We start from the raw sequence: 7827 nt of genomic DNA, 5'->3' as shown, positions 1-7827 counted from the left end.
GGCCGGGTCCGTGGAGGACCCGGCCGGCGGCGGTGGTGTGCGGGGCTCAGGCCGTGGCCGGACGGCCCCCGAGGTAGAGGTCGCTGAGCTTGGGGTCGGCGAGCAGCTCCCGGGCCGGTCCGGAGGTGAAGACGCGGCCGAGGTCGAGGACGCAGCCGATGTCGGCCATCTCCAGCGCCCGGCGCGCGTTCTGCTCGACGAGGAGGACGGCGACGCCGGCCTGGCGCATGCGGTCGACCTGCTCGAAGATCGTCGTCACGCGCTTGGGGTCCAGGCCCATCGACGGCTCGTCCAGCAGGACGACGTCGGGCCGGATGACCAGGGCGCGGGCGAACTCGACCTGCTTCTGCTGGCCGCCGGAGAGCAGGCCGGCCGTCTCGCCCCACCGCTCGGCGACGAGCGGGAACACCTCCTTGACGTACTCGCAGCGCTCCGGGAGGACCGACTGGTCCTGCAGGGAGTACCCGCCGAGCATGATGTTCTCCTCCACGGTCATCTCCCGGAACACGGAGTGACCCTGCAGGACGTGGGAGAGCCCGGCACGCAGCAGCTGCTGCGGGCCCTGCCCGGTGACGTCCGTGCCGTTGAGGTGGACCGTGCCCTCGCGCGGCTTGAGCATGCCGCTGGCGACCTTGAGGACGGTGGACTTGCCGGCGCCGTTCGGGCCGACGAGACAGACCACCTCCCCGCGGCGCACCTGGATGGACAGGCCACGCAGGACCAGCGCCGCCTTGCCGTAGCCGGCCTGGATGTCGGTGAGCTCGAGAACGACGTCAGACGCCAAGGTATGCCTCCAGCACCTTCGGGTCGGCCTGGACGGCGGCGGGCGTGCCCGACGCGATCGGGCGGCCACGGTCGAAGACCACGATGTGGTCGCACAGGCTCATGATGAGCTCCATGTTGTGCTCGACGATGAGGAAGGTCGTCCCCTCGTCGTTGAGCTCCTTGACGAGCACGGCGATGCGCTCGATGAGCGCCGGGTTCACCCCGCCCGCCGGCTCGTCGAGCATGACGAACGGCGGGTCGGTCATGAGCGTGGAGCCGAGCTCGAGGAGCTTCTGCTGGCCGTAGGAGATGTCGCGCGCCTCGGAGCTCTCCAGGTGGTCGATGCCCACCCGGGCGAGCATGGCGCGAGCCTTCTCCACCGTCTCGGGGTTCCTGGTGTTCGCGAGGTACTCCCCGAGCGAGCGGGGCTGCACGGCGACGAGCATGTTCTCCAGCACCGTCATCCGCGGGAAGACCCGGCACAGCTGGAAGCTGCGGCCCAGGCCCGCCCGGGCGATCTTGTGCGGCGCCCACCTGGTGACGTCCTTGCCGTGCATCGTCACGGTGCCCGAGTCGGGCCGGATCATGCCGGTGACGCAGTTGAAGAACGTCGTCTTGCCCGAGCCGTTGGGCCCGATGAGCCCGTTGATCCTGCCCGCGTAGAACTCCGTCGTCGCCTCGTCGACGGCGCGCACGCCGCCGAAGGACTTCGTCATGGCCTCGGTCCGCAGGACCGTGCCGCGCGTCGCGTCAGTCATCGCCGGCCTCCTTCCGGGTCTGGGAGCGGCCCGCCTCCTGCTGCGCGCGCAGCTCCTCGGCGGACACCTCGCGGATCGAGGTCGCCTCGGGCCGGAAGCGGCGGACGAACTGCATGACGCCGGTGAGGACGCCGTCGGGCAGGAACAGGACGACCAGGCCGAGGAGCAGGCCGGTGGCGACGAGGTGGAACTGGGTGTCGCCGTGGTTGAGCACGAAGTACTCCAGCGAGGAGCCGACGACGATCGCGCCGAGGAGCGGACCGAAGAGGAACCGCACTCCGCCGAGGAGCGCCATGAGGACGATCCAGGAGCTGAGCACGATGCGGAACTGGAAGAGCGGGTCGAGGTCGCCGAACCAGAGGGCGTAGAAGCCGCCGGCGACCGCGACGACGAACGCCGAGATGACGAAGGCGACGAGCTTGAGCTTGCCCGTGGGGGCACCGAGCGACTCGGCCTTGTCCTCGTCCTCCCGCACGCCCTTGAGCGAGGCACCGAACCGCGAGCGGTCGATGAGCGTCCAGATGAGCAGGGTGACGGCGAGCAGGCCGAGGAAGATGTAGAAGAACGTCTCGTGGTGCTCGGGGCGGAGCATGTCCGGGAAGGGCCGCGGGACGACCAGGCCGGAGGAGCCCCCGGTGACGACGCTCCAGCTCTGGAAGACGAGCTGGAGGACGAGCACGAGCGCGATCGTCACGATGACGAAGGACGAGCCGCGCACCCGGAGGGCCGCGAAGCCGATCGGGACCGTGATGAGGGCGACGGCGACGCCGGAGACGAGGGCGGCGAGGAGCCAGTTCATCCCGGTGTGGATGACCAGGAGCGCCGTCCCGTAGGAGCCGAGGCCGAAGAAGGCGACGTGACCCAGGGAGATGTAGCCGGTGAAGCCGCCCATGATGTTCCACCCGGTCGCGAGGACCGCGTAGTTGAGGACGACGACGCCGGCGCTGAGCATGTAGGCGTTGGGGGCGACCGAGGGCCACAGGGCGAGGACCGCGACGACGACGGCGATGGCGATGATCGGCTTGAGCCGGCCCGTGCCGCCGACGCCGCCGGCCGCGGCTCTGCGCACCTGGGGTCGGGTCCGCTGGTCAGAAACGCTTGGCAAGTCGACCTCCGAAGAATCCCTGCGGCCGCACCATGAGAGTGACGAAGAGGGCCAGGTAGAAGATGGTCTGTGCCCACGTCGGGGTCCACCACAGCTCGAGCATGACGCGCATGACCCCGAGCACGAGGGCGGCGATCGCCGCCCCCGGGATGGAGCCCAGGCCGCCGACGACGATGATCGCCATGAGCGGGCCGATCCAGTGCCAGTGCAGCGAGGGGTAGATCGTCGCCTGCAGCGAGAGCGCGGTGCCGCCGACCGCGGCGGTGGCCAGGCCGAGGCCGAAGCCCAGACCCGCCGTCCTGTCCGTGTCGATGCCGACGAGCTGGGCGGCCTCCCGGTGCTGGATGGTCGCGCGCAGCGCCCGTCCGAACCGGGTCTTCTTGAGCACGAGGTACAGCGCCACGAGGCTGAGCGCGGCGAGCGCGAAGGAGATGATCTGCACGACGGGGACCGAGGCACCGAAGAAGCTGATGCTCGACGCCCCGTAGGGCAGGTTGATGCGCCGCTGCGTGCCGGTGAACAGCTGCCCGAGCAGGCCCTCGATGATGAGCGCGATGGCGAAGGTGATGAGCACCGACATCATCGTCATCGTCGCCGGCTTGAGCCGGCTGATGAGCCAGCGCTGGATCGCGAACCCGATGCCGAAGAACAGCGGGATCGTGATGACGAGGGAGAGCATCGGGTCCAGCCCGGTCGCGGAGGAGAACTTCCACGCCATGTAGGCCGCGAGGATGATGAACGACGCGTGCGCGAGCATCACCACCCGCATGATCCCGAAGTAGAGCGTGAGCCCTGCTGCCAGGAGGGCGTAGAGCCCTCCCAGCAGCACGCCCAGGATCAGGCTCTGGAAGATGAGGGACACGGCTGGGTCACCACTCCGGCTTCGGGTAGACGAACTCGGCCGTGGCGGTGTCCTCCGGGAGCACGATGGCGATCTCGCCGTCGACGTACTGGAGGATCATGTGCGCGCCGTTGGGGCGGCCCGCCTCGTCCCACGCGAGCGGTCCGACGACGGTGTCGACGGTCGCGCCGCGCAGGTAGTCGATGAGCTGCTGCTGGCACTCGCCCTGCTCGGCGCAGCCGACCGCCTCGACCGCGGCCGCGACGACCTGACCGGTCGTGTAGGCGTTGGCCTCGTCCTCCTGCGGCGGCTCGCCGTGGAGCGCGATGTGCGCCTCGACGAACTCGGCGTTGGAGGGCCACTCCGCGGCGTTGGAGTAGCCGGTCGGGGACAGGATCCCCTCGACCGCGCCGCCGACGGCCTGCGGGAACTCGGGGTTCGTCGGCGCCGTGGAGAAGGCGGCCATGCGCGGCTGGTAGTTCAGCTGCTGCAGGGCGAGGATGAGGTTGACGGCGTCCTGGTACTGGGTGCCACCGACGACGAGGTCGGGGTCCGCGTCGGCGATCTGCGCGGCGATGGCGTTGAAGTCCGTCTGGTTCGGCGGGTAGACCTCGTCGACGAGGAGCTCGACGCCAGCCTCGACGAGCTTGTCGCGCAGGCCGTAGGCGGTGCCCTGGGCGAACGGGTCGTCCATGGCCGCGACGGCCATCGTCTGGGGCCGCTGGTCCTCGGGCATCGACAGGATGTGGTCCACGAGGTTGTTGTAGTGGTCCGGCGCGATGGCCGGGGCCGCGTAGAAGATGTTGTCGAAGCCGTTCTCGAAGACCTCGGCGGCGGCCGCGGCCGGCTCGACGAAGAGCATCCCGTACTCGTTGGCCACGCGGGAGGCGGGCACGACGAGGCGGGTGGAGAACGGCCCGAAGAGGAGGTCGACCTCGTCGCGAGCGATGAGGGACTCGTAGTCGGACACGACGCGGGCGGCGTCGGACGCGTCGTCGAGGATCTTCAGCTCGACCTGGCGGCCGAGGAGGCCCCCGTTGTCGTTGACGACCTGCGCCCACGTCTCGTAGCCGCGCTCGACGCCCTTGCCGGGCTCGGCGAAGTCACCCGTCAGAGGCAGGGACACGCCGATGACGATGGGCTCGTCGGTGTCGGAGCCGCTGCCGGCCCCGTCCTCGCCGCCGCTGCCACAAGCCGCGAGTGCGATCATGGCCACCGCGCCGGCAGCAATCCCCCGGGTCAACCGCTTCGTTGACATCCGTCCTCCTTCATTGGTTCCGGACGCGCTTCTCGAAAGCGCTTTCCGGACAGTAAGGCCTCCGGGCGCCGCAGCGCAAGGCCGTTGCGTGATCGTGATCACGTCGTGCCGGTGAAGCCGCGCGCTCGCGCGGGGAAGACGCATTCCCGACCGCGCCACCGGCCAGGCGGCGACCGGGCCGACCGGTGATGGGAAAGCGCTTGCCTTCCATGGTCGTCTGGGCCATGATGGCTCGGCGGCGCCTGCCGCTCGAGCACTCGACGGAGAGGACGAACGTTGCCGAAGGTAGCGATGGTGACCGGTGGGAACCGGGGCATCGGGCTGGGGATCACCACCCGCCTGCTCGACGAGGGCTTCGCGGTCGCGATCCTCGCCACCCGCGAGGAGCCGGCCGAGCTCATGACGCAGCTGCGCGAGCGCGGCGAGGCGATCTACGTCCGCGGCTCCGTCGCGGACCTCGCCGACCACGAGCGCTACGTCGCCGCCACCCTCGAGCGGTGGGGCCGCATCGACGTCCTCGTCAACAACGCCGGCGTCGCACCCTCGGTCCGGGACGACATCCTCGTCGCCACCCCCGAGAGCTACGACCGCGTCATGGACATCAACCTCCGCGGGCCCTACTTCCTCACCCAGCTCGTCGCGCGGACCATGGTCGAGCGCCGCGGCGAGCTCACGGGACTGCCCGACGAGCCGGTGGGCACGATCGTCAACGTCTCCTCGACCTCCGCCGTCACCGTCTCGACCAACCGCGGGGAGTACTGCCTCTCCAAGGCCGGCATGGCGATGTCCACCCAGCTGTGGGCAGCACGCCTCGCACCCGAGGGCATCGTCGTCTACGAGATCCGCCCCGGGATCATCGCCACGGACATGACCGCCGGCGTCACGGAGAAGTACGACGCGTTCTTCGCCGCCGGTGGCGCGCCCATCCCCCGCTGGGGCCGCCCCTCGGACGTCGCGGGCGCCGTCGCCCAGCTCGTCGCCGGCCAGATGCCCTACTCCACCGGCGACGTCGTCAACGTCGACGGCGGCATGCACATCCCCACCCTCTGAGACGAACGAGGCCCCTGCCGTGACTTCCCACGAGCCCCAGAACCTGCGCATCGGCGGCCGCGAGGTCCCCGTCGTCACCGCGAACACCGTCGTCGTCGGCACCGGGTCCGCCGGCTACTGCGCCGCCGAGCGGCTGGTCGAGTTCGGCCAGGACGACGTCGTCATGGTCACCGACAAGATCGGCGCCGGCGCGAGCCGCAACGCCGGGTCGGACAAGCAGACGTACTACAAGCTCACCCTGTCCGGGGACAGCGGCGACTCCGTGCGCGAGATGGCGCAGACGCTGTACTCCGGCGGCGCGATGGACGGCGACAACGCCCTGGCCGAGGCGGCCCTCTCGGCGCGCGCGTTCCTCCACCTCGCCGACCTCGGCGTGCCGTTCCCGCAGAACCGCTACGGGGAGTTCATCGGCTACAAGACCGACCACGACCCGCGCCAGCGCGCGACCTCCGTCGGCCCCTACACCTCGCGGTCGATGGTCGAGCGGCTGGAGAAGAAGGTCAACGCCAACGGCACGCGGATCTTCCCCGAGTGCCGCGTCGTCGACGTCCTCACCCACGAGGGCCAGGTCGCCGGGATGCTCCTGCTGCGCACCGACGTCCCCCACGACGGCGAGCGCAGCCCCTACCTGCTCGTGCGGTGCACCAACGTCGTCTACGCGACCGGCGGACCCGCGGGCCTCTACGCCACCCGGGTCTTCCCCAACGGGCAGTGGGGCGCCTCGGGCGCCGCGTACCGGGCGGGGGTCGGCGGCAAGAACGTCACCGAGTGGCAGTTCGGGCTCGCCTCGACCAAGCCGCGGTGGAACGTCTCGGGCACGTACATGCAGGTCATCCCCCGGTTCGTGTCCACCGACCAGGACGGCGGTGACGAGCGCGAGTTCCTCACCGAGGCCATCCCCGACTACGGCCGGCTCATGTCGCTCGTCTTCCTCAAGGGCTACCAGTGGCCCTTCGACGTCCGCAAGGCACGCGACGGGTCCTCGCTCATCGACCTGCTCGTCTACCGCGAGACCGTCCTGCGCGGCCGCCGGGTCTTCCTCGACTTCCGGAGCAACCCGGTGCGCGCGGACTTCGACCCCACGGCGCTGGACCCGGAGGCCCACGAGTACCTGGAGAAGGCGGGCGTGCTGTTCGGGACGCCGATCGAGCGGCTCAAGCACATGAACCTGCCCGCCTACGAGTTCTACCTGAACAAGAACCCGTACGTGGACCTCGAGCAGGAGATGCTCGAGGTGGACGTGTGCGCGCAGCACAACAACGGCGGGCTGCTCGTGGACGCGTGGTGGCAGTCCGACCTCCCGGGTTTCTTCCCCGTCGGCGAGGCGGGCGGCGCCCACGGCGTCTACCGCCCCGGCGGTGCGGCGCTCAACAGCGGCCAGGTCGGGGCGACCCGCGCGGCGCAGTTCATCGCCGCGCGCCGCGGCGACGAGCCGCTCCCGGAGTCGCAGTTCGTGGCCGCCGCGGAGCCCGCCCTGCGCGACGCCGTCGAGCTCGTGGAGCGGGCCACCGCGCGCGCGGCGTCCGGCGTGGAGGACAACACCGGTGACCTCCTGCGCGAGGTCGGGGAGCTCATGAGCGCCAAGGCTGGCCCGGTCCGCTCGCGGCAGTCGATCGCCGAGGCGCTGGAGCAGGTCGAGGAGTGGCTGGGCACTTACCGCGACCTCGTCGTCGCCGACGCCGGGTCGCGCCGGGCCGTCAACCGGGCGTTCCTCGTGCGCGACATCCTCACGACGGCGCAGGTGTACCTCACGGCGATGGCCGACTACGTCGACCACGGCGGCCGCTCGCGCGGCTCGGTGCTCTACACCGACCCCGCCGGCTCTCTGCCGCTCGTGGGCTACGGCCCGGACGCCGCGCGCGAGCTCGACCTGCCCGAGCTGTTCCGCTTCACCCTCGACGGCGGCGCGCTCGACGACGAGGTCCAGGAGGTCGCCTGGACGCCGCACCGCGCGGCCGACCCGTCCTCGGCCAGCGAGGCGGGCGACGTCGGCATCACCTGGCGCCCCCGCCGCCCGATCCCGGAGGCCGACGACTTCTTCGAGAACGTC

7 protein-coding genes are annotated in these 7827 nt (G+C 70.7%); 2 read left to right on the top strand and 5 right to left on the bottom strand.

Annotation, left to right across the window (positions count from 1 at the left end):
* Positions 1-46: 46 nt before the first annotated feature.
* The 5 genes from FHE66_RS08970 to FHE66_RS08950 are packed head-to-tail and all read right to left on the bottom strand — an operon-like array spanning position 47 to position 4727.
* Positions 47-784: an ABC transporter ATP-binding protein gene (locus FHE66_RS08970; protein WP_139072619.1), complete on the bottom strand. Its 738-nt coding sequence runs from the start codon at positions 782-784 to the stop codon at positions 47-49.
* Positions 774-1523, bottom strand: coding sequence for an ABC transporter ATP-binding protein (locus FHE66_RS08965; RefSeq protein WP_139072618.1), 750 nt, complete (start codon positions 1521-1523; stop codon positions 774-776). The genes FHE66_RS08970 and FHE66_RS08965 overlap by 11 nt, the downstream gene beginning before the upstream one ends.
* Positions 1516-2592: a branched-chain amino acid ABC transporter permease gene (locus FHE66_RS08960; protein ID WP_230976481.1), complete on the bottom strand. Its 1077-nt coding sequence runs from the start codon at positions 2590-2592 to the stop codon at positions 1516-1518. The genes FHE66_RS08965 and FHE66_RS08960 overlap by 8 nt, the downstream gene beginning before the upstream one ends.
* A 19-nt stretch (positions 2593-2611) precedes the next feature.
* Positions 2612-3490, bottom strand: coding sequence for a branched-chain amino acid ABC transporter permease (locus tag FHE66_RS08955; protein ID WP_139072617.1), 879 nt, complete (start codon positions 3488-3490; stop codon positions 2612-2614).
* A gap of 7 nt (positions 3491-3497) precedes the next feature.
* A complete protein-coding gene (locus FHE66_RS08950; protein WP_139072616.1) occupies positions 3498-4727 on the bottom strand; it encodes an amino acid ABC transporter substrate-binding protein in 1230 nt (409 codons plus the stop codon).
* Positions 4728-5003: 276 nt separating this feature from the next.
* On the opposite strand from FHE66_RS08950, the gene FHE66_RS08945 reads away from it, so the two are divergent.
* Both FHE66_RS08945 and FHE66_RS08940 read left to right on the top strand, forming a co-directional pair.
* Complete coding sequence (locus FHE66_RS08945) at positions 5004-5777, top strand: 3-ketoacyl-ACP reductase (RefSeq protein ID WP_139072615.1); 774 nt, start codon at positions 5004-5006, stop codon at positions 5775-5777.
* Positions 5778-5796: 19 nt separating this feature from the next.
* On the top strand, positions 5797-7827 hold a 2031-nt coding region (locus tag FHE66_RS08940), incomplete at its 3' end, for an FAD-binding protein (protein WP_176554720.1).

The sequence above is a fragment of the Georgenia sp. 311 genome, from assembly GCF_006151955.1.
GTDB classification, from domain to species: Bacteria; Actinomycetota; Actinomycetes; order Actinomycetales; family Actinomycetaceae; genus Oceanitalea; species Oceanitalea wutianyii.
The sequence above is the reverse complement of the archived record's forward strand: the minus strand, read 5'-3'. Positions and strand labels throughout refer to the sequence as shown.

Bases quoted from the DNA above. Each gene is read 5' to 3' on its own strand.
- FHE66_RS08950 (WP_139072616.1), bottom strand. From the start codon at position 4,727: ATGTCAACGAAGCGGTTGACCCGGGGGATTGCTGCCGGCGCGGTGGCC.
- FHE66_RS08965 (WP_139072618.1), bottom strand. From the start codon at position 1,523: ATGACTGACGCGACGCGCGGCACGGTCCTGCGGACCGAGGCCATGACG.